Source organism: Terriglobales bacterium (assembly GCA_035454605.1).
Classification (GTDB): domain Bacteria; phylum Acidobacteriota; class Terriglobia; order Terriglobales; family Acidobacteriaceae; genus DATMAB01.
The window spans coordinates 1-23,495 of the sequence record DATIGQ010000131.1 but is presented as its reverse complement, the minus strand read 5'-3'; the positions used below and the strand labels follow the sequence as shown (position 1 = coordinate 23,495).

Sequence of the window (23,495 nt, the reverse complement as noted above, 5' to 3'; positions counted from 1 at the left end):
CTATTTCTTCCCGTGATCGCCGACTGCATAGGAGCACGCCTCAGGAGCGCTGCCCCGCATACTCTGCCACCGCTCGGTCCGTGATGCTTTCGCGATAGTCCAGGACTCTTAGGCCCGGAAAAGCGCGCCCGAGCTCCTGTGGCTCAAGCAGGTGTTCCGGGTTCCGGGGCCCGCGCTCGAATCGAAGTTGCTCTCGTGTGTAGGTCTTATAGAGAAGGATGCCGCTGGGCCGCAGCGCCTGTTGCAGGGCAGGGAAGAGAGCTCGCTCCAAATAGAAAAAGACCAGAATCAGGTCGAAGCGTTCATGCCCGAAGTCGTATTGCCTGAGGTCGGAACAGACCAGGTTCAGCTTCAGGCCGCGCGCTTCGGCCGCCGCTTGAACCTGGGCCAGCGCCACCTGGGACGAATCCACCAGCGTCACCTGCCAACCTTGAGCTGCTACCCAGAGGGCGTGACGCCCCAAACCGCCAGCCACGTCCAGAGCCGACCCGGGGGAAGGGAAGCGCGGCTGAACGTGCTGCTTCCATGCTCGTATCAGGAACCCGTCGGGCTCGCGGAAGGCATGGCAGCCCTCGGCATAGCGTTGGTCCCATCCCCGGCCTTCGTCACCCATGCTTGTGACAGCCCCTCCCATTCGATGGAGAGTTCGGCGTTTCGGCCCCGGTTCCTGACAATACGCTGTAAGTCCTGTATTTTGGAAGCCTTGAGCCCTGTAGGATAGGTGCCGTTCTGGTTATCCTTACAGGTTGTTGCAGGATGCTGGGGCAGCCCTGGCTGGCCCCGGTTCGCGAACTCAAGGAGGCTTGATGCCGGAGCTCGAAACGCGGAGTTACCACGCCAACAACTTTGTGCGTGCGTTCCGCCGCTGGTTCGTTCCCTACGTGCAGTCGCGGGTGTATTCCGACCAGTTTCGCCCGTTGCTTTCCTACTTGTTCACGGAGTGGAAATGCAATGTGGATTGTCACTATTGCTGGGCGTTCAACAACAAGGTCAAGGGCATGACGGAAGAGACCGCCGTGCGCTCCATCGACTGGCTCAAGTCGGTGGGTTGCCGCGTGATCGCCATCATGGGCGGCGAGCCCCTGCTGCGCCGGGACATGATCCTGAAGGTGGTGGATTACGGCACCAAGAACGGCTTTTTCGTCTACCTGCCCACCAACGGCATCCTCATGAACGAGGACTTTGTCGACCGCGTGGGCGACGCCGGCGTGGCCGCCATCAATCTGGCCGTGGACGCGCTCGAGGAGCGCCCCGGCCTGCCCAAGAACTTCAAGCGCATCGAGAAGCAGTTCAAGTACCTGGTGAAGCAGCAGCGCCAGTACAACTACATGATCGTCTTCAACACCAACATCTGCCGCAACAACATTGAAGACGTCTACAAGCTGACGGAGATCGCCCATGACAACGGCATCTCCACCGACGTGCACATCAACGAGCCGCCCTACATCGAGCAGCCCCACTTCCAGCACCTGAACGACAACGTCACCTACATTCTGCGTGACGATTGGCCGCGGGTGGACGAGCTGCTGGACTGGCTGATCGAGAAGAATGCGCAGGGCTACATCATGGTCAATTCCAAGGATCATCTGCGCAAGATGAAAGACTTCATGCGCGGCGTCACCTATCCCTGGAATTGCCGTGCCGGCTGGAATTCCTGTGTCATCCGCACCGACGGCAGCTTGTCCCCTTGTTTTCCCATGTACTCGGCCAAGACCGACTGGGGACAGATCTGGGAACACAAGTTCGACTTCCAGCAGCTGGAGGAGATGAAAAAGGTCTGTAACTCCCACTGCTTGTCGACCTGCCAGTACGTCCTGGGCTACTACTACAACAACAACAACGTGCTGCGCTGGATCATCAAGCAAGGGCTCCACGGCTGGTCCGGGCGGCCGAGCACCGATAACTAACCGCTGCACCCCCAAAGGATTTGCCCCTCCGGCCCGTCCGGAGGGGTTTTTGTTTGGTGTCTAATTTTCCCCCACCTGCGGCAAAAATTTGGTCTATACTCTCCCCCTCCCCTGTCGCGGGGGATTTCCCATGCACGCTTCCATCACTCCAGGTCCGGAACGCCGGATTGCCATCGTCACCACCGACGAATCCGCCTTGCCCGACATCGAGCAGTTCCTGACCCCAGCATTCCAAACAGCCTGCCTCAGCACCTGGGATGGGATTCTGGGATTGATGAGTCGTGCGCCATTGGATGCCATCCTTCTGGACATCGACACTATCGCCGAGTCCACGGCTCTGGGACTGGACGCACTGGCGGAACTGCGCCGCATCGGCAGGGACCTGGTACTCATCGCGCTGACACGTTCACACAGCCGCAGCGTGAGGCTGAAAGCCGGAGCGGTAGGCGCGGACGAATTTTTTGTCGCTCCGGTGGATTTCCAGGAATTGCAAATCGTGCTCGAGCGCGCTCTGGACCGCCGGAGCATGGAGATCGAGAATCGGCGGCTGCGTGAGCAGATCTCTCAAAAGTACTCCTTCTGCGAACTAATCGGGGGCAGCGAGCCCATGCGCCGCGTCTATGACGCCATCCGTCGCGTGGCCCAGACCAACACCACGGTCATGATCCGGGGCGAAAGCGGTACGGGCAAGGAGCTTGTGGCCCGGGCCATCGTCCGGAGCAGCCCGCGGGCGGAGAAGCCTTTCATCAGCGTAAATTGCGGGGCCATCCCGGAAACCCTGATCGAGGCTGAGCTGTTTGGGCATGAAAGGGGATCGTTCACCGGCGCGGTCGCCTCGCGGCCCGGCCACATCGAGGTGGCCCACGGCGGCACGCTGTTCCTGGACGAGATCGGCAGCCTTCCGTTGGCGCTGCAGAGCAAGCTGCTGCGCGTGCTGGAAGACCGCGCTGTGCAGCGCATCGGTGCCAAGACGGCGAAGAAGATTGATTTCCGGCTCATCACCGCCACCAACGACGATCTGGAAGACGGCGTCCGCAAAGGGCTCTTCCGCGAGGACCTCTACTATCGCGTTCACGTCATTCCTATCTTCCTGCCCCCGCTCCGCCAACGGCCGGGCGATATCCCCCTGCTCGTGGACCATTTCCTCCGGCTGTACTGCGCCGCCAATAACGTTCCCTTGAAGCGCGTAGAACCGGAGGTCCTTGAGGTCCTGGAGGAAAATCCCTGGCGTGGCAACGTGCGCGAGCTGGAGAATCTGATCCAGCGGCTTGTACTGATGGTGGAACGGCCGGTAATCACTGTGAAAGACCTGCCCGGCCCCATCCTCTACGAAAGCGCGGCCCGGCACGAGGACCTGCTCATTCCACAAGAAGGGATTGACTTCGTGAAAGAGATGGAGCGCATCGAGGCGGCCTATCTGGAAACCGCCCTGCGTCGCGTCAACGGCAGGAAGGTCGCTGCCGCCCAATTGCTGCGCATCGACGCGCGCAAGATGGGCTATCTCTGCCGCAAGTACAAGATTTAACGACCAAATTCTCAACCATTAAAGGGCGAATTATTGGTCTTCGTCTACTCCTTGATCGGTGCAATTCCTTGCATTCCGTTGCAAGTGACTGATTTTGCAGCTGCTTGACGAAGTGGTGACTTTGGTCACCAGCTTGCTGATTCTATTGGTCAAGTGGGGAGTTAGGACAAACCTCAAACTAGACATTCAGGGGGATTTGAAATGAAGAAGAAATCGTTGATCAAGAGCCGTTCGGCTGCCAAGAAGGCTACCATTGCCAAGCGGGGCAGCACCAAGGGGCTCACCGGCAAGAAGGGTGGCTTTCAGGGTCCCGGTGGCTTCCAAGGGCCGGGTGGCTTCCAGGGTCCCGGCGGATTCCAGGGCCCGGGTGGATTCCAAGGTCCGGGTGGCTTCCAGGGACCGGGCGGTTTCCAAGGTCCTGGTGGCTTCCAGGGTCCCGGCGGCTTGGGTTAAGTCAGCGCCAACCTCCGAGTGGTTCGAAGAGCTGCGAGATTCGTTCCTCGCAGCTCTTCTGTTTTTTCTTGCTCACCAGATTCTGCGGGAGAGAAACTCCTGAACTGGCTCCCACGCTAGACCTGCGATGCTACGCCGCCCTGTGAAGACCTTCGCCGTGCCGCTCATCTGCGGCCCCAGGAGGCCTTCGGGATTGGCAAGGTGGATATCGCAGGCATAGAAATTTGGCGTCTGGATGCCCCGATAAACGCTCTCCTGAACCAGGCCTGCCTCTGCCTTGGAGGCAACAGGCGCGATGGCTACTACGGTCCCGGAGACTGGAATGGGCGAGGCGTGCACCAAGATCTTCGCCTCCTGGCCCGGACGGGCCTTGCGAATCTCCGACTCGCGCAAATAGATGCGAGCCCGGAGGGTCGAAAGATCTGCGATCTCAGCCAGTTCTGTTCCAGCCCTAAGGTACGATCCCACGCGGTCATGCACGCGCGGCGTGAGGACGGTGCCGTCGATGGGGCTGATCAACTGCAACTTGGAGACCTCTTCGGCCCGGCTTCGGCTGAGCTCGGCCACTCGTTCCTTTTCTTCTTCCGCCGCGGCGTAGTCCGTGTAAAGCAGGCGAGCCCGGGTGGCTTGAGCCGAAGCCATTTGGTAGTCTGCCGCGGCCCGAGCCGCTTCGCTCTCCAGCGACAGGTTGCGCAAGGTTGCCACCGGCATCCCAGCCTTGACCTGCTGCCCCTCTTCGATATGAACTGCTGTCACCATCCCCGGCACGACCGCTCGCACGGGAGCACGGCTTAGGGGTTCGAGTACGAAGGGCCCTTGCACGGACTCCGGCCACAAAGGCGCAAACAGGAGGACACCCACAGCCACCGCTGTAGCCAACAGGCGCGGGCGACTGAACCAGGCCTGCACACGTTCCTTCTTATCCAGGTAGATGGTTTTCATGAGCCTCCCAAAGGCGTGGATGCGGGAACGAAACAGCCGGTACCCCACTAAGATGCCCACAAGAAAGCCCCAATCCGGAGTGAAGCTAGTGGCAATCCGGGTGACCAGCCGCGTCGCCCACAGGAGCAAGGTGTAGCTATACAGACCGGATACGAGGCAATAAATCACATATCCCAGCCGCCGGCGTCGGGGCACGAAAGGGACTTCCACCGGCAGCCGCCAGAAGTATTTCTTCACCCAGCTGGTGACGTAGGCGGTGGACTCTTCCTTCAGCATCGGCAGTTCCAGCAGTTCGGTCAGCGCGTAATAGCCGTCCAGTTTGATCAACGGATTGATATTGAGCAGGACGACCGCAACGCCGGTCACCAAAATCAGCATGTAGCACACTTCATGGATCACGCTTCCCGGCGGCGTTCCCCACCAGATCGGCGTCACGATGAAGCACAGCAGCAATTCCGACCATGCACCCCATACGATCGTGTTCAGGCGTTGCCACTTGTTGCCCAGCACGAAGATCTGCTGCGCCTCCGTATAGAAGGCTGGGGTCATGTAGATCAGGTTGAAGCCCATCTTGTACACGTTGCCGCCGTAATGCACGCACGTCAGGCCATGGGCGCTCTCGTGGATGAACAGGACAAAACAGGTTAACAGCCAGAAAGTGACATAATCCGACGCGGTGTACAGCGTGAACGTATAGAACCGCACCGTGTCCAACAAGATTTGCATTCCGTGGTCCAAGAAGATGTACAGCGTCAGAGCCATCGCCGCAAAGCTGAGGGCGGTGAACCACGGCGTGTAGATGAACTTGAGATAGGGGTAGATGGCGTGCAGGTAGTTGTTCGGGTTCCAGTAGATCAGCCGCAGGTCGGAAACATCGCCATACTTGGATTTTTTCGCTTTCTTCTGCCGTTCTTCGGCAAGCCGTTGTTGCAGGGCGATGTTGTGTTCCAGGGGCGTCTTGTACCAGAAATCCTGTCCGTCCAGCACGTCCACGAGTTCGCGCAGGAAGTCGACCGAATACCGGACCCCAAAACGCTCGGCATAAACGTCAGAAATCTCTTGCAACGTCCGGGTACCGTCGAACAGCTTGAGCATTTCCCATTCTTCGGGAGCCCAACGGTAGATATAGCCTGTTTCCTGGATGACCCCCACTACGACCGGTACGCCCCGAACCGTGTGCTCGCGGGCAAGCAGGTTGGGTCGAAGCCTGGGAAGGGGCTCGTGGGTGAACGCGGGGATGTCCGGAAGCGCTGTATTGAGCGCTTCGGTGAGGTTCACGGCGCCTCGGTGACGTGGATGTTGACCATCATACCGGGCCGGAGTTCGCCCGCAGGGCCGTTGAGCTGCGCCAATACTTCGATGGTTCCGCTGGAAGGGTCGACCACCGGGCTCATCTGGATGACGCGCGCCCCGTACTGCTCTGCTGGGACGTCGGGAGAGGTTACTGCCAATTCCTGGTTGATCTTCACCTGCCGGAGGAAGCGCTCCGGAAGATTAAACTTCACCCGCAAAGGAGCCACGGCAGTTACCCAGAAGAGGCGGTCGCCGAGAGCGACCTTCTGTCCGGCGCGCACGTAGCGTCGCGCTACCACTCCATCGAATGGCGCCGCAATGCGCGTCTTTGCCAGCTCCAACTCCAGCGACCGAAGGGTCGCCCTGGCGTTCTCCAGGTTATGCCGCTCCCGCTCCACTTCGTATTTGGAGCCTATGGACTTGTAGCGCGCGTGCTCCAAATCCTGCTTGGTCAGCAGATCGTTCTTCCACATCTCCTCGGCGCGCTGCAGGTCCGCTTCGTACACCTTGGCGAACGATTCCCAGTTCTTCAGATCGGCCTCGATGCTGCGCACCCTGGCTTCTGCGGCCTCGCGGTCCGCCAGCAACTGCTTGTCATCCAGCCGGGCCAGGACCTGGCCGGTGCGAACCGGCGTTCCAACGTCAATCAGGATCTGTGCGACCACGCCTTCCCGCTGGGCCGCCACGTCCACCTGGTTTTCTACGACCAAAGGCCCCGACGCGATGAATCTCGTCGTGGCTGCCGGGGCTGTGGTGGTGGCGATGGGCGCTGGTGCCGCCGAGGGTGCAGCTGGCTGCGCTGGGTTCGGCTGCGAGCCCGAACATCCAGCCAGGATCAGCACCGTCGCCAGCAGCGCACCTTGGGTTACTCGCTGGGCCAAATTGTCACCTCTCATCTGCCGTTCACCACCCGAACCACGACCATAGCTTCGACCAGATCCACATAGCCGAGCCCCGGAACATGACGTATCCGGCCGGGCGCCAGCCCACCCAAACTTTGCTCCTGCCCTGCATCCCCGCCCGGATTGCGCCATCCGCGTTGGGCAGAGCCACCCGCGCGTAGAAGAAGCGCTCGTCTTCGGCCGGCTCCCCCTTGGGGCTCACCACCACCACGCGGCCCCGGAAGGTTCGGGTGGGAAAGCTGAGCAATTTCACCGATGCGGTGTGGCCGGCTTCCAACAATGCCACGTCTTTCTCGGGGACTCTTACATCCACGACGGCCCGCGAGGAATCCACCAACTCGGCGAAGTCGTCCCCGGCCTCGAGGTGCCGGCCAACGAAGTTCTCCACGTGGGGCGTTGCCACGACTCCGTCGATTGGAGCGCGCAAGCGCGTCCGCTCCAGACGTTCGCGCGCTCGCTTCACCTCGGACGCCCAGTAATCAGCTTGAACCCGCTGGATGCCGGCCTCGGTGCCGTCATTCGAAGCCAGGGCACGATTCATCTCCGCAACCGCCGTGTTGAATTTGGCCTCAGCACCTGCCAGCGCGGAACGATAGTCCCAGTCCTCCAGGTCTGCCAGGATTGTGCCCCGCGTCACCGCGTCGCCCTCACGCACGTACACCTTGCGCACCACGCCCTCGACCTCCGGCTGTATGCGCGCCCGCGATGTCGGCGCGACGGTGGCGTCGCCATCCACCCGCATCGGCAGAGGCACAACCGCCAGGAAGGCGAGTACAGCGCCTGCCAGCATGAGGGACGTCTGCCGGCTCCGCTTCTCCATGGCGAAGAATTTCCGCTTCTTCTGTAGAATCGGTTCAAGGATGCCGATGAAGGGGACTTCCTTGTACATCTGAGCGTTGCGCAGGGCGACCGTCGCCTGGCCGGCAAGCACCCGGATGATCTCCAGGTGCGCAGTCGAAAGGAAATCGGGGTCGCGGCTTTCGAATGAAAGTACGCCGACACGACCGGTATCGTCCGAAAGGGGCACAGCGTAAAACCCGCGCAATCCGGTCTGTTCGAAATAGCGGGTGAACTTGGCTCGGGTCTCTTCGCGCGGGTCGTCGATCTCGTCGCCGTGCTGACGGACATGAATCTCCTCCAGGGAGGTGGACGCCCAGAGCAGCAGGTCGTTGAGAGCCGCGAGGTCAGGGTTGGAGAGGTCGACCGACTCCTCCTGCATGCCGGAGACTGCGCGTAGACGGAGCTTCCCACGCTCCTCCAGGGCCAGCGCGGCGCGCTCGAAGGGAATCACGGCTTGCGTGCCGTTGACGATGGTCTGCAGCACGCGGTCCAGGTTCAGCGTGGACGTGATCTCCTGGCTCACCTGCACCAGCAGTTCCAGAATCTCGACCTTGCGTTCCGTTTGCAACAGTTCGGCGTTGTGCAGGGCGTTCGCCGCGGTCTCACATATGGTGGTGAGCAGGAACAGGTCATCCTCATCGAAAGGTGACCCGTCGTTCTTGTTGATGGCTTCCGCCACTCCCACCACGGAGTCCTGGTGAATGATGGGTGCCGCCACAACAGAAAACGCACCCTCTCCTTCTTCCACCTGGGCATTGCGCTTCCGCAGTCGCTCGTCGTCGGCGGAGCTGATGCACACCCCTTCGCCGGAATCCGCCACGTCAGCCACAATCCCTTCGCCCGTCGCCTGCCGCGCCTCCAGTTCGTAAGCGGCATCGTCACCGGCGCGGCTCATCAGGACCAGAGCTTCGTCCTCGACCAGCCACAGGTTCACCGCCTGAACGTTCATCACTTCCTGGAATTTGGAGGCGATGACAGGGAGCAGTTGGTCCATCTCGAGTGTGGCGTTGAAGACCTTCTCGAGGTCGTACATCTGGGTGATGCGGGTGATGGACTGCAACTGGGTGTTGCGCTCGTTCTCGTACGCCACCCCAGCGGCCAGCCCCAGGGCCGCAAACTGCGCCAGTTCGGTCAAGGCGGCGACGCCAACCTCGGTAATAGGTTCATCGAAGGTGAGGACTTCGATGGCGCCTACCAGTCGCTCATCAACCAGCAGAGGGATCGAAGCCAAGGACACCACCGTACGGCGCACGTTGAGGTGCGAGTACGATTCGCGTGTCAGCGCAGAGCCCGTAAACAGTACCGATTGGTTCCGCTCCGCCATCGCGCCGAGCGTACCCGTGCCGAACTCGATGGCGGACTCCTCGTAGGCCACCTCCCCGGCAGTAGCTTTGGGAGCCCAAGCCCCGTTCTCATCCAGTATGTAGATCACTACCGCCCCGCCCGGCACGAGATTCGACACCTGCTCGGCTAGCAGGCGCGCCCGGGGAGCCACTTCGCTGGTAGCGAGCAGGGCGGTGGCCAGATCGGCGTAGGGGATGGCGTAACCGGGGCGTTGCGTTGCCATTACACTCCTGGGCCCGGACGAAAGTTCCGCGCCCGCGACCTGCTTAGTTTGGCAGCGACTTGCAAAGTGACGGAGGTTTACGTAACTTGTGCGCGCACTCTAACAAACGCTTACCGGGGTGTCAACGCGCGCGGGGCGCTGCTTTTCACGCCGCCCGATGGTAAGCTAGGTCACTGTTGTGCAGCCGCCTTCGGGTCGCAGCAGGAGGAAAACGCTTGGACATTAACGTTCGCAAGTTCACCGATGTGTTCGTAGTCCAGCTCCGCGGCGACCTGAAGATCGGTGACGCCGTGGACGGCTTCCGACAGACGCTGGAGGACCTGCTGAATGGCGGCGACACCCGCATCGTGGTGAACATTGCCCAGGTTCCCATGATCGACTCCAGCGGCATCGGCGTACTGGTGCGGACGCTCACTTCGGCCAAACAGCGCGGCGGTTCGTTGAAGCTCGTCAGCCCCTCCAAGCTCGCCATGCAGACCTTGAAGATCGTCGGCTTGCTCAATCTGTTCGAGATCTTCGATGACGAAGACGCGGCCGTCCAGTCCTACCGGTAGGAAACGCCGGGCGCGGCGCCCCAAAGAAAACCTTAAGCAGACGTCCGGAAACGGCCGCCGGAGCCGGCCGCTCATCCAGGTCGTCATCTTCGACCTGGACGACACTCTTTATGACTGTTTCGGGCAGCGCGTGCGGGCCGCCCATTACCAAGCAGCCCGCGCCATGGCCCGGGCCGGCGTTCCAGGCACGGCGCGTGCCATCCACCGCGTACGCATGCGCGCCTTCGAGCGCGACCCGCGCCTGGAGCCCATCGACCGGGAAGTGTGCCGGCATTTCGGTGTCCCTTTCCGTGCCAGGCTCCACCAGGCCGCCCGCCGGGCTTTTTTTCAGACGCCGGTGGGGCGTCTGCATTTGTTTCCTGGGGTGCGCGCCATGCTGCGCACTCTCCAACGGCGCGGCGTGCGCATCTTCATTGCCAGCTATGGTCATCCTGCCACGCAGCATGCCAAGGTGAGTTCTTTGGGCCTCGATCACGAACCGGCAGTCGAACGCATCTTCTTCGCTGATACCAACAAGGTCGTCACCAAGGAGCAGTTGTTTGATCGGCTGGTGCGGACCGTGGACACTAACCCCAGGCGATTTCTCGTGGTGGGAGACCGGCCGTCGAGCGAAATCCGGGCAGGGAACCGCCATGGAATGCACACCGTTCGCGTGCGTCACGGCGAGTTCAAGCGACTGAATCCCGAGAGCAGGGAAGAGACCGCCGACTTCGAGATCCGCCGAGTCACCGAAATTCTGAAACTGCCCTTTCGTTTCGGTGCCTGAAAGGCGCTCCGGCGCTCAATCTTGCCCGCCAGCCTTGCGCTATACTGGCCTTGCGATGGCCGCGCACGGCGAAAAAACGTTCTACCTTGAAACCTTCGGGTGCCAGATGAACGTGCACGACTCCGAGAAAGTCGTGGGCACGCTCCTCTCGCAGGGATACCGGCAGGTGGAAAGCGTGGAGCAGGCGGGCCTGGTGCTTTACAACACCTGCTCGATTCGCGACAAGGCTGAGCAGAAAGTCTTCCACCGCCTAGCGGATTTCCGCCAGCTCGCAACGCAGGGCAAGACGTTCGGGATTCTGGGCTGTGTGGCACAACAGGAAGGGGAACGGATCTTCGAGCGTGCCCCTCACGTATCGCTCATCGCCGGGTCGGCTTCCTATCGCCATCTGCCGCAGATGCTGGTGCAACTGGAGGCAGGGAACCGCCGGGTCACCGGGCTCGACGACCGCCAGACCAGCGAAACCTTCGAGACCGAGTTCACGGCGCGCTCCAACCCGTATCGCGGCTATATCACCATCATCGAAGGCTGCGACAAATTCTGCGCCTTCTGCGTCGTCCCCTATACCCGTGGCAAGGAGCGCAGCCGGACGTCAGAATCCGTGCTGGCCGAAGCGCGCCGCATGGCGGACGCGAGATACACCGAGGTCCAGTTGCTGGGGCAGAACGTCAATTCCTACCGCGATCCTTCCGGACGCATGAGCTTCGCGGAACTGCTGAGGGCGGTGGGTAATATCCCCGGCATCCGGCGCGTGCGCTTCACCACCTCACACCCGCGTGACTTTACGCGCGACATCGTGGACGCGATCGATTCCGTTCCCGCGCTTTGCGATCACGTGCACCTGCCGGTACAGAGCGGCTCGACGCGCCTCCTGCGTGCCATGCTGCGCGAGTACACTCGCGAAGACTATCTGGAGCGCATCGCATGGATGCGCGCGGCCCGGCGTCCCATCAGCATCACCACCGACGTGATCGTGGGTTTCCCCGGGGAGAGCGGGGAGGACTTCGAGGAGACGCTTACGCTGCTCGACCAGGTAGGCTTCGACGGCGTTTTTTCCTTCAAGTACTCACCTCGTCCCAACACGCCCGCGCTCTCCATGCCCAACTCGATTCCTGAGCCGGAAAAAGCGGGCCGGCTGGCGGTGCTGCAGGAGCGCCAGAAGGACATCCAGATCCGCAACTACAAAAGGCACATCGGCGAAATCATGGAAGTGATGGTTGAAGGTCACAATGCGAGCCGGGGGCAGATCGTCGGCCGCAGTTCGCAGAACAAGACCGTCAACTTCACCACCACCGCGCCCATCCGTCCTGCCCCAGGCGCATACGTCAAGGCACGGGTAACGCAGAGTTTTCCTAACAGCCTGGCGGGAGAAATGGTAGGCTAGCGACCCACGGAGGTGTGATTTTCTGCAGGGAGGAGACATGGAAGTCGAAATGAAAATCCGGGGCTTGATGATGGATCCGGTCACGAACATGCCCATCGTGATTCTCAAGGACACCTCCGGCGACGCCGTGCTCCCCATCTGGGTGGGAATCTATGAGGCCAACGCCATCGCCCTGGAGATCGAGAAGGTCACCACCCCTCGGCCCATGACCCACGACCTCATCAAGAACGTCCTGGTGGGCCTGGATACCAACGTGCGCAAGGTCGTGGTCAATGACCTCCGCGAGGACACCTTTTACGCCGTCATCTGGCTGGAGCGCGAAGGGCGCATCATCAGCATCGATTCGCGGCCTTCGGACGCGCTGGCACTGGCCCTGCGCCTGGATTGCCCCATCTACGTTGAGGACGAGGTTCTGCGGTCCTCCAAGCTGGCCAGCGCCGTCTCCGATAAGGTCTCCAGCGAAGAGCTGCGCCGCTGGCTGGAGAACCTGAACGACGAAGACCTCGGTCGCTACAAGATGTAAAGGCGCCGCCTGCCCGCTGTGCCAGACCCCGCCCAGCAGCTTCAGCGCATCTATCTAGCCGGCTTTGAGATCCAGACCTTCGAGCGCTTTCCCCAGTGTGTGGGAGTGGTTCGCGACGGCTGTATCGCTCTTCTGGAAGCTACCTCCGAAGGCCTCCGCATGGTCGGCAGCCCCGGCTGGCGCATGGGTGAAGTTCTGGGCGTCCTGGTCGAAAAGGGAGGTCACCAGGTGTTCCAAGCCAAGGGAGAGGTCGTGGATGCCACGCCGGAGCGCCTGGAGTGCCTGCGGCGCTTCCAGGAGGACCTAGTAGGCCTTCTGGAAGCCTCCCAGTAGGAACCGAACCCGCTCCCAGGGCTCACGGCATCATAGTTTACAGAATATCTGTTATCGGACGTTGTGCCAGGGTCGCCTAGCCTCCCGCTCTGCCGGCCAGCACCACCTTGGGATGGAACAGCGTGCCGGCAACCCGGCTAGCGATGGCAATCAGGTCGCTCTGCCCGGCGAAGACCTTCACCTGCTTTGCCCGCGACAGCTCGGGCAGGTTCACCGCGTTCCCGTTCCGGATTCGGGTGGCGCTCTCGGCGTTGGCGCTGACGCAGGGGAACTCGGGAAGCATCCGTCGTGGATGGACCATCAATGCCTCCACTTCCCCGGCCGCGGTCGCTTCCTCCAGTGCCTCCAACGTTCTGGCGTCTTCCAGCGCGAACTCCCCCACCGCGGTCCGCCGCAACCGGGCCAGATGACCCCCCACGCCCAGGTCGCGCCCCAAGTCATGGGCGACGGAGCGCAAGTAGGTACCTGAGGTTACCCGCGTACGGAAGGAGGCGCGGCCGCCTTCCAGGCCTGTGATCTCGAACTCACGGATCTCCACCGTTACCGGCTTCAGTTCCACGGGCTTGTGTTTCCGGGCGAGCTTGTATGCCGGGACCCCGGCTACCTTCTTGGCGGAGAACGGCGGCGGCACCTGCTCAATGGATCCTACGAACCGGCGAGCCGCCTCCCGCACCTGCTCGAGGGTTCCACGCCACTCTACGGCTGGGCCCGTCGGCGCGCCCTCAGCGTCATAGGTGTCGGTGGCGAAACCCAGGCGTATTTCGCCCTCGTAGGTCTTTTCACATCCCTGGTAGAACTGGGCCAGCCGCGTCATTCGCCCCACCAGCAGCGGCAGCACACCTGTGGCCATGGGGTCGAGCGTTCCCAAGTGCCCTACGGAGCGCTCGTCCAGGATGCGCCGCACCCGCGCCACGACGTCATGCGAGGTCAGCCCGCCCGGCTTGTCGACTACCAGCGCGCCATTCATGCGTCCGCTCTGTTATGTTGAAAGCAAATGCAGCTCACGCCCGCCCCACGCTTTCCTGCCTTCGAACGTATACCGTCATGATCCCACTGCGCGACGACGCTCCCTGCTTCCGAATTCCGTTCGTCACCTATCTGCTGCTGGCGTTGAACGTCATGGTGTTTCTGTTCGAGATCTCCCTGGAGCCCGGAACACGGATGAACTTTCTGTTCCAGTTCGGCGTGGTTCCCGCACAGGTAACCGCGCCGCTCCGTGGAGCTTTGCACGCCAGCGCCACGACTTCCCTGGTGCCCCTGGTCACCTCCATGTTCCTGCACGCCTCCTGGCTCCACCTGCTCTCCAACATGCTGGCGCTGTGGATCTTCGGCGACAATGTCGAGGACCATCTCGGCCACTTCCCTTTTCTTCTCTTCTACCTCACCAGCGGCATCGCCGCCGCCCTGCTGCACATCGGTTTCAATATTTCCTCCGACGTGCCCAGCGTCGGGGCCAGCGGCGCCCTCGCCGGCGTGATGGGAGCCTATTTCCTTCTGTTTCCCTCAGCACGCGTGCTGACCTTCTTCTTCGTCTTTTTCCTCTGGCTGCCCGCGTGGCTGGTCTTGGGATACTGGTTCGTAGCGCAGTTCCTCAGTGGCGCCGCGACCTCCATCGCCTACTCCCACCAGACCTCGGGCGGAATCGCGTTCTGGGCTCACGTCGGAGGTTTTCTGACCGGTGTGACCCTGGTCAAGATGTTCGCCCGGCGCCCGCAGCGATATCGCCACCAGGGCTGGTAGCTAGCTGCCGGCCTCCTGCCACATGCGCTGCTTCAATTGCTCCCGCAACTCCTCCGGCGTGGCGGGATTGCACGCCACCAGGAACCACAGCGGGCGGGTAGGGTCTGCGGCCAGCTTCTCCAGTGTCTTGGGATGCGTGTTGGGATGCCGGGCCACGTTCTCCTTGACCGCGTCATAGGAATGTTGCGCCAGCAGCGAAAGCACGGAGGAAGGCGTATTGGGATGCTCGGCCAGAGTGCGCAACAGCAGATAGTCGTCGGCCGGCGTGTTTTGCGCCATCTCCGCCAGTTCATCAGCTGAGGTGTTGGCGTCGCGCGCCTTCTTGAGCTTCTGGTCCCAATCCGGATTGATGCGGTTCAGCTCTGCCGTACGTGCCGCAATCAACTCGTCCAGGGCCAGCTTCTCGCGAGCCACGCGCTCGGAGATGCTGCCGAAGCGCAGGATGGAATCCAGCACCGAACTCAGATGCTGGCGCTCGCCGAATACGATCTGCGAGGTGCGCTTCTTGGGCTTGAACTCGCTGGGTTCGTCGCTGCGTCGCATAGCAGTCCACCGATTCTATCAGGGCCGTAACGCCAGGAACCGCGCTCCGATTCTACAGCGGCCCCGAAGTGGGCGCGACCACCAGTTCCTCCACCGTCGTTTCCGCCGGCTGGGCCAGCACCTCGACCAGCGCATGGGCCACGTCCTCCGCCCGAATCATCCGCTTGCGCGGGGCGGCCGGCCACAGGGTGTCCCACAATGCGGTGTTCACGGGCCCCGGCATGAGCGAGATCACGCGAACGCCTCGCCCACGCAGTTCCTCTCGTAGTGTTTCTGTGAAGCCGAGCGCGCCGAACTTGGAGGCAGTGTAGGCCGCCGATCCCGGGTACACCTTGCGTGCCGACACCGAGAGATTGTTGACAATCGTGGCTCCGCGCTTCATCAGCGGCAGCGCCTTCTGGGTCCAGATCAGCAGCGGCGTCAGGTTCGTGTCGAGCACCTGCCGCCAGGTCTCGAGCGAAAGCTTCGCGATGGGAGTGATGCGGTGGGCAATGCCGGCATTGTTAAAGAGAATGTCGACTCGTCCGAAACGCTGCCGCACCATCTTGAAGACGAAGGCCGCGGACTCCGGCTTGCTCACGTCCGCGAAGACCGTGAGCCCTCTCCCGCCGTGTCTTGCCACCCTGCGCTCGGCCGCTTGCAGCGCCCGCGGATCACGTCCCACCAGCACCACGTTGCAGCCCTCCGCGGCCAGCGCCTCGGCCACCGCCAGCCCGATGCCCCGGCTGGCGCCGGTCACCACCGCGAGCTGCTTCCGGAAACGGCGCGCTCCGGCCCGTCGCTTCACTCCTAGGCTCCGTTGTTGGTGCGGCTGCGGATGAGGGACAGAAACTCCTCGCGCGTCTCCTGCTCCTCGCGGAATGCACCCAGCATGGAAGAGGTCACCGCGGCGGAGTGCTGCTTTTCCACCCCGCGCATCATCATGCACAGGTGCCGGGCTTCAATCACCACGCCCACTCCCTGCGGCTCGATGGCTTTTTGGATGGTCTCCGCGATCTGCGTGGTCAGCCGCTCCTGCACCTGCAGCCGCCGCGCGTAGATGTCCACCAGCCGCGGGATCTTGCTCAACCCGATCACCTTGCCGTTGGGAATATAGGCCACGTGTACCTTGCCGAAAAAGGGTAGCAGGTGGTGCTCGCACAGGCTGAACATCTCGATGTCCTTCACGATCACCATCTCGTCATAGGTGACGTTGAACAGCGCTCCCCGCAGCATCTTCTCCGGGTCCTCGTTGTAGCCGCGGGTCAGGAATTCCAGGGCCTTCCCGGTACGCTCCGGCGTGCGCTCGAGACCTTCGCGCTCCGGGTCCTCGCCCAAGCGGACCAGAAGCTCGCGCACCAGCTCCGGTGTGGTTGCGCTGGTCAGGGTGACGGGTTCGGTTGTCCTCTTCATGGCACTTCCCTTCTGCGATCGCCTACCTTCTGGGCTCGGCGCCGCCCGCATACTCGAATGAATTCAGCATGGTCTCTTCCAGGCGCACCCTCTCCAGCCGCGCTTCCCTGAAGTGGGGCTGCAGCCGCCGGAAGATCTCCAGGGTCAGATTCTCGGTCGTCGGCACGTGTTCACGAAAGGGCTGCAGCGCATTCAGGTTCTGATGGTCGAACGGTTCCAGCACTTCCTTTTCTACTGCCTGGTCCAGGTCCGTCAGGTTGCAAACCATGCCGGTTTGCGCGTCGACCGGACCGCTCACCGTGACCTCCAGGGTGTAGTTGTGCCCGTGGCCGTGCGGATTGTTACACTTGCCGTACACCGCGCGATTCTCCTCGTGAGACATCGAATCCGCATGCAGCCGGTGCGCGGCCGCGAAGCGATACCGGCGGGTCAGGTACGCCTTCATGCTTCCCCGTAATAATCGGCGAACAGATCCGGACTTTCGTACACCCGCACTCGATGCAGCCGTGCCGCTCGCAGCCTCGGTTCCAGGCGCTGCCATATGTAGATCGCCAGGTTTTCCGTGGTCGGGATCCGGTCGCGAAATTCCGCCACTTCCTTGTTCAGGTGCCGGTGATCCAGCACCTCCAACACCTCGCGGTTCAGGATCTCCTTCAGTTCCTTGAGGTCGAGCACGAACCCGGTTCGCGGGCTCACTTCGCCCTTCACCGTAACTTCGAGCGTGTAGTTGTGACCATGGCCGTTCGGGTTGTTGCACTTGCCGAACAGACGCTGGTTCTCCTCCGGGCTGAGCTGGGGGTTGTGATAGAAGTGGGCGGCTGCGAATTCGGCCTTACGCGTCAGATAGACCATGTCGTTCGTGTGCGGCTTCCTTCCGAGAACCAGCTTCTTCCTCGAGAATGGAGTAGCTGCGGCCCTTCCAGGTTACACTGCGGCGTAGCTTGTAATGGATGAATGAGTTGACGAGAAGTAGCGCAAAAAGTGGCAGCCCCGCCACCGCCGACAGGTTCGCATCCCAGGAAAAGTGTGCCCTGCGGATCCGCAGCGAGAAATTCAGCCAGGTAGCTGCCATGGCGGCCAGCAGGATTCCGACCTCTTTGAAGCGCGGGGCCAGCGCAATAATCGCCAGCAGACCGCCCAGCAGCACGACGAACTCAAGGGCGCGCGCCGTTGCCAGTAACAGCGGGTTCGGAAACAACGCCGCCAGGTTCTTGGTCCAGCCGTCCCACATCGCACCAGCTGTACGGTACATGCGCGTCTGCACCGCGTCGCCGCCGAAGCGGAAGCGCAGCCGGAAGCCCGCCCGCTTGACCGCGCGCGCCAGCGCCACGTCTTCCAGCAGCGTGCCGGCGACCGCCGCATGTCCGCCTACCGCTTCGTAGGCCTCCCGCGAGATCAGCAGATACTGACCGTTCGCCGCTGCCGCCTTCGATTTCGGGTCGCTGACTTCCTTGGGCCGGTAGGTCACCGCCAGTTCCGCGAAGATCACCGGCATCAGGGCCCGCTCCCAGAATCCGTGAACTTCTTGCGCCGGCGAATAGGAAAGCAACGCCGCCCCATGCTCCTTCGCCTCCTGCAAGCTCCGGCGCAGCGAACCCGGCAGATGCACCGTGTCGGCATCGGTGAACAGCAGCCACCCACCACGGGCATGCCTGGTGCCGGTGATCAAAGCGTTGGACTTGCCGCTCCAGCCGGGAGGCAAGGGATCGGCTCCCAGCACGAAGACCCCGTGAACCCCCTGCGCGATTTCGCGCGTACGGTCCGTCGAGCCATCGTCCACCACCAAAACCTCAAGAGTCACGCCCTCCTGGCTGACCAGCGACTCCAGACACCTGCCGAGACAGGCCTCTTCATTGCGCGCCGGGACGATGACCGAGACTTCCGGTGGCGCGCTTCCGCCGCTTTCGGATTCTGCCGCCATGACAGGTAGAAACATTTATTATACGGACTGAGCGATGCGCGCTTTCCCCAACCCGTCCTGGCCCCTGACTCTGGGCCGGTTCGTCTTGCCGATGGCCGCGGTGGCCCTGCTGCTGTTTTCGGCGGCTTGCATGAAGGGACCGCGCCCGGCTTTCATCGGCGAGACCGCGCCTGATTTCACGCTGAACGATGGCACCACGGCCGTGTCGCTCAGCCAGTACCGCGGCAAGATCGTGGTGCTGAACTTCTGGGCCACCTGGTGCCCGCCCTGCGTGGACGAGATGCCATCCCTGGCGGCCATGCAACGCCGCCTCAAGGACCGTGTCGTGGTGGTGGCGGTCAGCGTGGATGTGGATGAGGACGTGTACAAGAAGTTCCTGCGCGATTACAACATTGACTTCCTGACCGTCCGCGACCCGGAGCAGAGCAGCGCCCGGCTTTACCGTCCCACCGGCTTCCCCGAGACTTTCATCATCGACGAACGGGGAGTGGTGCGGCGCAAGTTTATCGGCCCAGTTGTCTGGACCAGTCCGGAAGTCGTGAGCTACCTGGAGAAGCTCTCCTCTGCGGAAACGCGCACCGCCGAGTTGCCTACAGCTCCAGCCTCCGCAGGCGCAACGAATTCCCGATAACCGAGACCGAGCTGAAGCTCATCGCCGCAGCGGCGAAGATGGGGCTCAGCAATCCTGCCGTGCCCAGGAATGGATACAGCACGCCCGCGGCGAAGGGCACGCCTAGCGCGTTGTAGATGAACGCGAAGAACAGGTTCTGGCGGATGTTGCGCATGGTCGCTCGGCTCAGCCGTCGCGCCCGCACGATGCCACCCAGGTCGCCGCGCAGCAGGGTGATTCCGGCGCTCTCCATGGCCACGTCCGTGCCGGTGCCCATGGCGATTCCCACCTGCGCCTGCGCCAGGGCCGGGGCGTCGTTGATGCCGTCGCCCGCCATGGCGATCACGCGTCCCTCCTTTTGCAGCCTCTTCACCACCTCGGATTTCATCTGCGGCAAGACCTCGGCCTCGAATTCCGTGATGCCGAGCTGCCGCGCCACCGCCTCCGCGGTGGTGTGGCTGTCGCCGGTGAGCATCACGACGTGGACTCCCTTGTGTTGCAGAGCCTCAACCGCTGCCTTGGCTGACGCCTTCACTGGATCGGCGACAGCCACCAGCCCTGCCGGCTTCCGATCGATGCCTACCAGCATCACCGTCTGGCCTTCACCGCGGGCCGCCTCGGCGCGCTCGCCCAGTGTGGCCGCTTCAACGCCAAGCTCGGCGAACAGCTTCGCGTTCCCTACCGCCACTTCCCTACCGCTCACCTTGCCCACCACTCCCTTGCCGGTCAGGGACCGGAACTCGCGCGCCTCACCCAGATTCACCTTCCGCTCTCCGGCGCCCGCCACCAGCGCCGCCGCCAGGGGATGCTCACTGGCCCGCTCCAGGCTCGCCGCCAGCCCCAGTACCTCGCTCTCGTGGAAACCCGGTAGCGCCATCACCGACATCAGTTTCGGCTTGCCTTCGGTCAGCGTGCCCGTCTTGTCCACCACCAGCGTGTTTACCTTCTCCAGAATCTCCAGCGCTTCCGCGTTCTTGATAAGCACGCCGGCGCGCGCTCCCCGTCCCGTGCCCACCATGATGGCCATGGGCGTGGCTAGCCCCAGGGCGCACGGGCAGGCGATGATCAACACCGCGACTGCGTTCACCAGCGCATAGGCCAGCCTCGGCTCCGGTCCATACAGCGACCACACAACGAAAGTGGCAACCGCAACCGTCACCACGGCCGGCACGAAGTAGCCGGAAACCACGTCCGCCAGGCGCTGGATGGGCGCGCGGCTGCGTTGCGCCTCCGCCACCATGCGCACGATCTGCGCCAGCAGCGTTTCCGCGCCCACTCGTTCCGCCCGCATCACCAGGCCGCCCGTGCCGTTCACCGTCGCTCCCGTGAGGCGGTCGCCCGGATTTTTTTCCACTGGCAGCGATTCCCCCGTGATCATGGACTCGTCCACACTGCTCGCGCCCTCCAGCGCTACCCCATCCACAGGGACTTTCTCCCCTGGCCGCACTCGCAACCGGTCTCCCGGATGGATGCGATCCAGCGAGACATCTTCTTCACTGCCATCGGGACGGAGGCGCCGCGCCGTCTTGGGAGAAAGGTCGAGCAGCGCGCGGATGGCGCTCGAGGTCTGGCTGCGCGCCTTCAGCTCGAGCACCTGCCCCAGCAACACCAGTACGGTGATGGCCGCTGCCGCCTCGAAATACACGGCCGGCTGTCCATGATGTAGGAACGACTCCGGAATCATTCCCGGCGCCAGCGTCGCCAGCACGCTGTAACCGTAGGCCGCAACTACGCCCATGGAGATGAGCGTGAACATGTTGAGGTGGCGGTGCACGAGCGACTGCCAGCCGCGCTCCAGCAGCGGCCATCCGCACCACAGCACCACCGGCGTCGCCAGCAGGAACTGCAACCACACCAGAAGCCGTCCCGAGATGGCCTGCGATACCGGTTGCCCGGGCAGCAGCATGTCCGCCATCGTCAGCAGCAGCAACGGTGCGCCCAGCGCCACGCCCGTCCAGAAGCGGCGGGACATGTCCTCCAGTTCGGGATTCTTCTCCTCCGCCGCGGTGATCGTCTTGGGCTCGAGCGCCATGCCACAAATGGGACATGCGCCCGGCTCTGAGCGAACGACCTCCGGATGCATCGGGCAGGTGTATTCCACCCGGGGTCCCGGCGGCGCCAGCGGCTCCAGCGCCATGCCACAGAGCGGGCACGGCGTTCCCGCTTTCTCTCGCACCTCGGGATGCATCGGGCACGTGTACATCTCTTCCCTGCCCGCGGCCGGCGTGGGTTTGGCGGGCGCGATTGAGACCATCTGCCCTGCCGGCATGGCAGCGGTTGTGGGCCGCGAGAGATATTTCTGAGGATCCGCCTGAAACTTGGCCACGCAGTGCGTACTGCAAAAATAATAGGTCTTGCCGTCGTGCTCCGCCGTCCCGGCAGGCTTCGCCGGGTCTACCGTCATGCCGCATACCGGGTCGATCTCGCCTCCGCCGGCCGCGTGCTTGGGCGCAAGGATTGGGAACGCCGATCCCCCATGCGCCGCGTGGTCCTTCCCGTCGTGTTCCGCCATGAGTCGCGATCCTTTCTGGGCTAAGCGCCTTGGCCCGCGAGTCGACAGCAGTCCTCCGCGTCGTTTGGCTTCGCCCGCGTGAACGGCTTGCTCTATATTAGATTGTGGACGCGGAATTCGGACGCTAACCTGGCCGCGTCAGCGCCGCCATGACTGCTGTCGAAGTCGTCTATCGCTACGGTTTGCCTCCCACGGAGAATGATCTGCGCGCACTTTCCACAGTGCGGGAGGTCTACGGTGTGCGCCGCATCGAGTTGGACGCGACCTCGCGCACCATCCGGGTGGAGTACGACGCCTCGCGCCTCAGCGCCGCCGAGATCTCTTCTCTGCTCCGCCGCGCCGGCTTCGACCTGCAGGAACAGGTCGCTTTGATTTGATATGGTCAATCTGCATCGGCGCGCGAATGGCGCGCATCTCTAGCTACGCCCATGCCCAAGCATATCGGAATCGTGGCCTGCAGCGCCGAGGGCGCCGCGCTGTGTTATCGCACCCTCTGCACCGAGGCCCCGGCGCTCATGGGCCCGCATCAGCATCCCGAGGTCAGCCTGCATACTTTTCCCCTCGGCCGCTATATGGAATATCTCTACCGCGATGACTGGGACTCTGTCGGAGACCTGATGGCCGAATCCGCGCGCAAGCTGGCGTCTATCGGCGCCGAATTCTGTATCTGCCCGGACAACACCATCCACCAGGTCTTTGCACGCGCCACCGCGAACTCACCCGTCCCCTGGCTGCACATCGCCGAGGTCGTCGCCGAGGAAGCCGTCCGGCGCGGCTTCCGCCATCTGGGCGTGCTCGGCACCCGCTACCTGATGGAAGGCCCGGTCTATCCGGAGAAACTCGCGCCACGCAGCCTCGCGCACAGCATCCCCGGACCGGAGCAGCGCGCTCGCATCAACGCCATCATCTTCGACGAACTGGTGAACGGCCGCTTTCTGCCCGAGTCTCGCGGTTACTTGGTGGACGTGATCGGCGGACTGAAGCAACAGGGCTGCGACGCCGTCGTGCTGGGCTGCACCGAGATTCCGCTCATCATCTCCGATGCCGACTCGCCGCTGCCCACCCTCGACTCCACGCGCCTCCTGGCTCGCGCCGCGCTGCGCAAGGCTCTGGAGTGAGTTTTCCGCTCGCTGCTATAATCGTGTTCAGTTGACCCCTGCGCGCCCTTAGCTCAGTTGGATAGAGCGTCTGGCTACGAACCAGAAGGTCGGGAGTTCGAATCTCTCAGGGCGCGCCAGTTTTCCACACGTCTTGCCTTCCTGGCAGTCTGGGTACAAGCAGGAGTTCTCATGGCGATTGCTGTCGTTTACAGGCCACCCGCGATGACGGCCGAGCAATACAAGGCCAGTTGGAGCGGGAGCGGGAACCCGCCGGTGGCGGTGCCGCCAGGGCTGCTGTTTCACGCAGGGATCGGAGAGGGCGATTCATTCTTTACTGTCAGCATTTGGGAATCCCATGAAGCCTACGACGCATTTGCGCCTTTGTTCAGTCTTACGATGCGGAAATGCGGGTTCGAATTGGGACAGCCCGTCATCCTGCCCGTGCACCGTTACATCGCGCCGTAACGGTACTCCGCGACTACTATCCGCGGAACAGCAGATTCTGAAATCGTCCCCCAGGGCGCGCCAGATTTCCCAAGCGTCTATAATGCGCGACACGCATGGGGCTCTCTTCCGGCACTAAGCTCGGTCCATACGAAATCGTCGAGCCGCTGGGCGCGGGCGGAATGGGCGAGGTGTATCGCGCCCGCGATACCCGCCTGGACCGCACCGTCGCGGTGAAGGTCCT

General features: G+C 62.6%; 25 protein-coding genes and 1 tRNA gene. 14 read left to right on the top strand and 12 right to left on the bottom strand.

Annotated features, from left to right (window positions below; genetic code table 11):
• Positions 1-40 precede the first annotated feature (40 nt).
• Positions 41-613, bottom strand: coding sequence for a class I SAM-dependent methyltransferase (locus VLE48_09240; GenBank protein HSA93180.1), 573 nt, complete (start codon positions 611-613; stop codon positions 41-43).
• Positions 614-806: 193 nt separating this feature from the next.
• Here VLE48_09240 and VLE48_09235 point away from each other — a divergent pair, with 193 nt between their 5' ends.
• From VLE48_09235 to VLE48_09225, 3 genes are all read left to right on the top strand, one after another.
• Positions 807-1,907, top strand: a complete 1,101-nt coding sequence (locus VLE48_09235) for a radical SAM protein (GenBank protein ID HSA93179.1) — start codon at positions 807-809, stop codon at positions 1,905-1,907.
• 130 nt (positions 1,908-2,037) lie between these two features.
• The gene (locus VLE48_09230; GenBank protein HSA93178.1) at positions 2,038-3,432 is read left to right on the top strand and encodes a sigma-54 dependent transcriptional regulator; all 1,395 of its coding nucleotides are present in this window, start codon (positions 2,038-2,040) and stop codon (positions 3,430-3,432) included.
• A 201-nt stretch (positions 3,433-3,633) separates the two neighbouring features.
• Positions 3,634-3,885 (top strand): hypothetical protein, encoded by a 252-nt coding sequence (locus tag VLE48_09225; GenBank protein HSA93177.1) that lies wholly within the window; start codon positions 3,634-3,636, stop codon positions 3,883-3,885.
• Positions 3,886-3,957: 72 nt separating this feature from the next.
• Here the strand turns inward: VLE48_09225 and VLE48_09220 are convergent, their stop codons facing one another.
• From VLE48_09220 to VLE48_09210, 3 genes are read right to left on the bottom strand one after another with little or no spacing between them, the layout of a single operon-like run.
• Entirely contained in the window at positions 3,958-6,105 is a 2,148-nt protein-coding gene (locus VLE48_09220; protein HSA93176.1) for an HlyD family efflux transporter periplasmic adaptor subunit, read from the bottom strand.
• Complete coding sequence (locus VLE48_09215; GenBank protein ID HSA93175.1) at positions 6,102-7,001, bottom strand: efflux RND transporter periplasmic adaptor subunit; 900 nt, start codon at positions 6,999-7,001, stop codon at positions 6,102-6,104. The genes VLE48_09220 and VLE48_09215 overlap by 4 nt, the downstream gene beginning before the upstream one ends.
• 22 nt (positions 7,002-7,023) lie before the next feature.
• On the bottom strand, positions 7,024-9,429 hold the full coding sequence (locus tag VLE48_09210; GenBank protein HSA93174.1) for an efflux RND transporter periplasmic adaptor subunit: 2,406 nt from the start codon (positions 9,427-9,429) through the stop codon (positions 7,024-7,026).
• Positions 9,430-9,644: 215 nt separating this feature from the next.
• Here VLE48_09210 and VLE48_09205 point away from each other — a divergent pair, with 215 nt between their 5' ends.
• From VLE48_09205 to VLE48_09185, 5 genes are read left to right on the top strand one after another with little or no spacing between them, the layout of a single operon-like run.
• A complete protein-coding gene (locus VLE48_09205; GenBank protein HSA93173.1) occupies positions 9,645-9,983 on the top strand; it encodes an STAS domain-containing protein in 339 nt (112 codons plus the stop codon).
• Positions 9,949-10,749 carry an HAD family hydrolase gene (locus VLE48_09200; protein ID HSA93172.1) on the top strand — a complete coding sequence of 267 codons (801 nt, stop codon included), beginning with the start codon at positions 9,949-9,951 and terminating at the stop codon, positions 10,747-10,749. The genes VLE48_09205 and VLE48_09200 overlap by 35 nt, the downstream gene beginning before the upstream one ends.
• Positions 10,750-10,804: 55 nt before the next feature.
• Positions 10,805-12,133 carry a tRNA (N6-isopentenyl adenosine(37)-C2)-methylthiotransferase MiaB gene (miaB, locus tag VLE48_09195; protein ID HSA93171.1) on the top strand — a complete coding sequence of 443 codons (1,329 nt, stop codon included), beginning with the start codon at positions 10,805-10,807 and terminating at the stop codon, positions 12,131-12,133.
• A 37-nt stretch (positions 12,134-12,170) separates the two neighbouring features.
• On the top strand, positions 12,171-12,656 hold the full coding sequence (locus VLE48_09190; protein ID HSA93170.1) for a bifunctional nuclease family protein: 486 nt from the start codon (positions 12,171-12,173) through the stop codon (positions 12,654-12,656).
• 18 nt (positions 12,657-12,674) lie between these two features.
• Complete coding sequence (locus VLE48_09185; protein ID HSA93169.1) at positions 12,675-12,989, top strand: hypothetical protein; 315 nt, start codon at positions 12,675-12,677, stop codon at positions 12,987-12,989.
• A 76-nt stretch (positions 12,990-13,065) separates the two neighbouring features.
• Here VLE48_09185 and truB read toward each other — a convergent pair whose 3' ends face one another.
• A complete protein-coding gene (gene truB / locus VLE48_09180; protein HSA93168.1) occupies positions 13,066-13,956 on the bottom strand; it encodes a tRNA pseudouridine(55) synthase TruB in 891 nt (296 codons plus the stop codon).
• Between the two features lie 77 nt (positions 13,957-14,033).
• Between truB and VLE48_09175 the strand changes: the two genes are divergently transcribed.
• Positions 14,034-14,729, top strand: coding sequence for a rhomboid family intramembrane serine protease (locus VLE48_09175; protein ID HSA93167.1), 696 nt, complete (start codon positions 14,034-14,036; stop codon positions 14,727-14,729).
• On the opposite strand, the gene VLE48_09170 is transcribed toward VLE48_09175, so the two are convergent.
• The 6 genes from VLE48_09170 to VLE48_09145 are packed head-to-tail and all read right to left on the bottom strand — an operon-like array spanning position 14,730 to position 18,585.
• The gene (locus tag VLE48_09170; GenBank protein HSA93166.1) at positions 14,730-15,272 is read right to left on the bottom strand and encodes a hypothetical protein; all 543 of its coding nucleotides are present in this window, start codon (positions 15,270-15,272) and stop codon (positions 14,730-14,732) included. It abuts the gene before it with no gap.
• Positions 15,273-15,324: 52 nt separating this feature from the next.
• Entirely contained in the window at positions 15,325-16,059 is a 735-nt protein-coding gene (locus VLE48_09165; GenBank protein HSA93165.1) for an SDR family oxidoreductase, read from the bottom strand.
• Positions 16,060-16,061: 2 nt separating this feature from the next.
• Positions 16,062-16,664 (bottom strand): GTP cyclohydrolase I FolE, encoded by a 603-nt coding sequence (folE, locus tag VLE48_09160; protein ID HSA93164.1) that lies wholly within the window; start codon positions 16,662-16,664, stop codon positions 16,062-16,064.
• 22 nt (positions 16,665-16,686) lie between these two features.
• Positions 16,687-17,109 carry a 6-carboxytetrahydropterin synthase gene (locus VLE48_09155; protein ID HSA93163.1) on the bottom strand — a complete coding sequence of 141 codons (423 nt, stop codon included), beginning with the start codon at positions 17,107-17,109 and terminating at the stop codon, positions 16,687-16,689.
• The gene (locus VLE48_09150) at positions 17,106-17,516 is read right to left on the bottom strand and encodes a 6-carboxytetrahydropterin synthase (protein HSA93162.1); all 411 of its coding nucleotides are present in this window, start codon (positions 17,514-17,516) and stop codon (positions 17,106-17,108) included. Before VLE48_09150 ends, VLE48_09155 begins: the two co-directional genes overlap by 4 nt.
• The gene (locus tag VLE48_09145) at positions 17,497-18,585 is read right to left on the bottom strand and encodes a glycosyltransferase family 2 protein (GenBank protein HSA93161.1); all 1,089 of its coding nucleotides are present in this window, start codon (positions 18,583-18,585) and stop codon (positions 17,497-17,499) included. Before VLE48_09145 ends, VLE48_09150 begins: the two co-directional genes overlap by 20 nt.
• Before the next feature lie 34 nt (positions 18,586-18,619).
• Between VLE48_09145 and VLE48_09140 the strand changes: the two genes are divergently transcribed.
• A complete protein-coding gene (locus VLE48_09140) occupies positions 18,620-19,216 on the top strand; it encodes a TlpA disulfide reductase family protein (GenBank protein ID HSA93160.1) in 597 nt (198 codons plus the stop codon).
• Here VLE48_09140 and VLE48_09135 read toward each other — a convergent pair.
• Positions 19,176-21,707, bottom strand: a complete 2,532-nt coding sequence (locus VLE48_09135; GenBank protein ID HSA93159.1) for a heavy metal translocating P-type ATPase — start codon at positions 21,705-21,707, stop codon at positions 19,176-19,178. The two genes, VLE48_09140 and VLE48_09135, sit on opposite strands and share 41 nt — an antisense overlap.
• Before the next feature lie 149 nt (positions 21,708-21,856).
• Here VLE48_09135 and VLE48_09130 point away from each other — a divergent pair, with 149 nt between their 5' ends.
• The 4 genes from VLE48_09130 to VLE48_09115 all read left to right on the top strand — a co-directional run bounded on the left by VLE48_09130 (position 21,857) and on the right by VLE48_09115 (position 23,272).
• The gene (locus VLE48_09130; GenBank protein HSA93158.1) at positions 21,857-22,084 is read left to right on the top strand and encodes a hypothetical protein; all 228 of its coding nucleotides are present in this window, start codon (positions 21,857-21,859) and stop codon (positions 22,082-22,084) included.
• Positions 22,085-22,135: 51 nt separating this feature from the next.
• Complete coding sequence (locus VLE48_09125) at positions 22,136-22,825, top strand: amino acid racemase (GenBank protein HSA93157.1); 690 nt, start codon at positions 22,136-22,138, stop codon at positions 22,823-22,825.
• Positions 22,826-22,867: 42 nt separating this feature from the next.
• A tRNA-Arg gene (locus VLE48_09120) sits at positions 22,868-22,944 on the top strand.
• A 52-nt stretch (positions 22,945-22,996) separates the two neighbouring features.
• On the top strand, positions 22,997-23,272 hold the full coding sequence (locus VLE48_09115) for a hypothetical protein (GenBank protein ID HSA93156.1): 276 nt from the start codon (positions 22,997-22,999) through the stop codon (positions 23,270-23,272).
• Positions 23,273-23,495: the final 223 nt, after the last annotated feature.

Bases quoted from the DNA above. Each gene is read 5' to 3' on its own strand.
- VLE48_09140 (HSA93160.1), top strand. From the start codon at position 18,620: ATGCGCGCTTTCCCCAACCCGTCCTGGCCCCTGACTCTGGGCCGGTTC.
- VLE48_09235 (HSA93179.1), top strand. From the start codon at position 807: ATGCCGGAGCTCGAAACGCGGAGTTACCACGCCAACAACTTTGTGCGT.
- miaB (HSA93171.1), top strand. From the start codon at position 10,805: ATGGCCGCGCACGGCGAAAAAACGTTCTACCTTGAAACCTTCGGGTGC.
- VLE48_09170 (HSA93166.1), bottom strand. From the start codon at position 15,272: ATGCGACGCAGCGACGAACCCAGCGAGTTCAAGCCCAAGAAGCGCACC.
- VLE48_09130 (HSA93158.1), top strand. From the start codon at position 21,857: ATGACTGCTGTCGAAGTCGTCTATCGCTACGGTTTGCCTCCCACGGAG.
- VLE48_09135 (HSA93159.1), bottom strand. From the start codon at position 21,707: ATGGCGGAACACGACGGGAAGGACCACGCGGCGCATGGGGGATCGGCG.
- VLE48_09200 (HSA93172.1), top strand. From the start codon at position 9,949: ATGACGAAGACGCGGCCGTCCAGTCCTACCGGTAGGAAACGCCGGGCG.
- VLE48_09175 (HSA93167.1), top strand. From the start codon at position 14,034: ATGATCCCACTGCGCGACGACGCTCCCTGCTTCCGAATTCCGTTCGTC.
- VLE48_09210 (HSA93174.1), bottom strand. From the start codon at position 9,429: ATGGCAACGCAACGCCCCGGTTACGCCATCCCCTACGCCGATCTGGCC.
- VLE48_09150 (HSA93162.1), bottom strand. From the start codon at position 17,516: ATGGTCTATCTGACGCGTAAGGCCGAATTCGCAGCCGCCCACTTCTAT.
- VLE48_09145 (HSA93161.1), bottom strand. From the start codon at position 18,585: ATGGCGGCAGAATCCGAAAGCGGCGGAAGCGCGCCACCGGAAGTCTCG.
- VLE48_09230 (HSA93178.1), top strand. From the start codon at position 2,038: ATGCACGCTTCCATCACTCCAGGTCCGGAACGCCGGATTGCCATCGTC.
- folE (HSA93164.1), bottom strand. From the start codon at position 16,664: ATGAAGAGGACAACCGAACCCGTCACCCTGACCAGCGCAACCACACCG.
- VLE48_09115 (HSA93156.1), top strand. From the start codon at position 22,997: ATGGCGATTGCTGTCGTTTACAGGCCACCCGCGATGACGGCCGAGCAA.
- VLE48_09225 (HSA93177.1), top strand. From the start codon at position 3,634: ATGAAGAAGAAATCGTTGATCAAGAGCCGTTCGGCTGCCAAGAAGGCT.
- VLE48_09125 (HSA93157.1), top strand. From the start codon at position 22,136: ATGCCCAAGCATATCGGAATCGTGGCCTGCAGCGCCGAGGGCGCCGCG.
- VLE48_09190 (HSA93170.1), top strand. From the start codon at position 12,171: ATGGAAGTCGAAATGAAAATCCGGGGCTTGATGATGGATCCGGTCACG.
- VLE48_09155 (HSA93163.1), bottom strand. From the start codon at position 17,109: ATGAAGGCGTACCTGACCCGCCGGTATCGCTTCGCGGCCGCGCACCGG.
- VLE48_09240 (HSA93180.1), bottom strand. From the start codon at position 613: ATGGGTGACGAAGGCCGGGGATGGGACCAACGCTATGCCGAGGGCTGC.
- truB (HSA93168.1), bottom strand. From the start codon at position 13,956: ATGAATGGCGCGCTGGTAGTCGACAAGCCGGGCGGGCTGACCTCGCAT.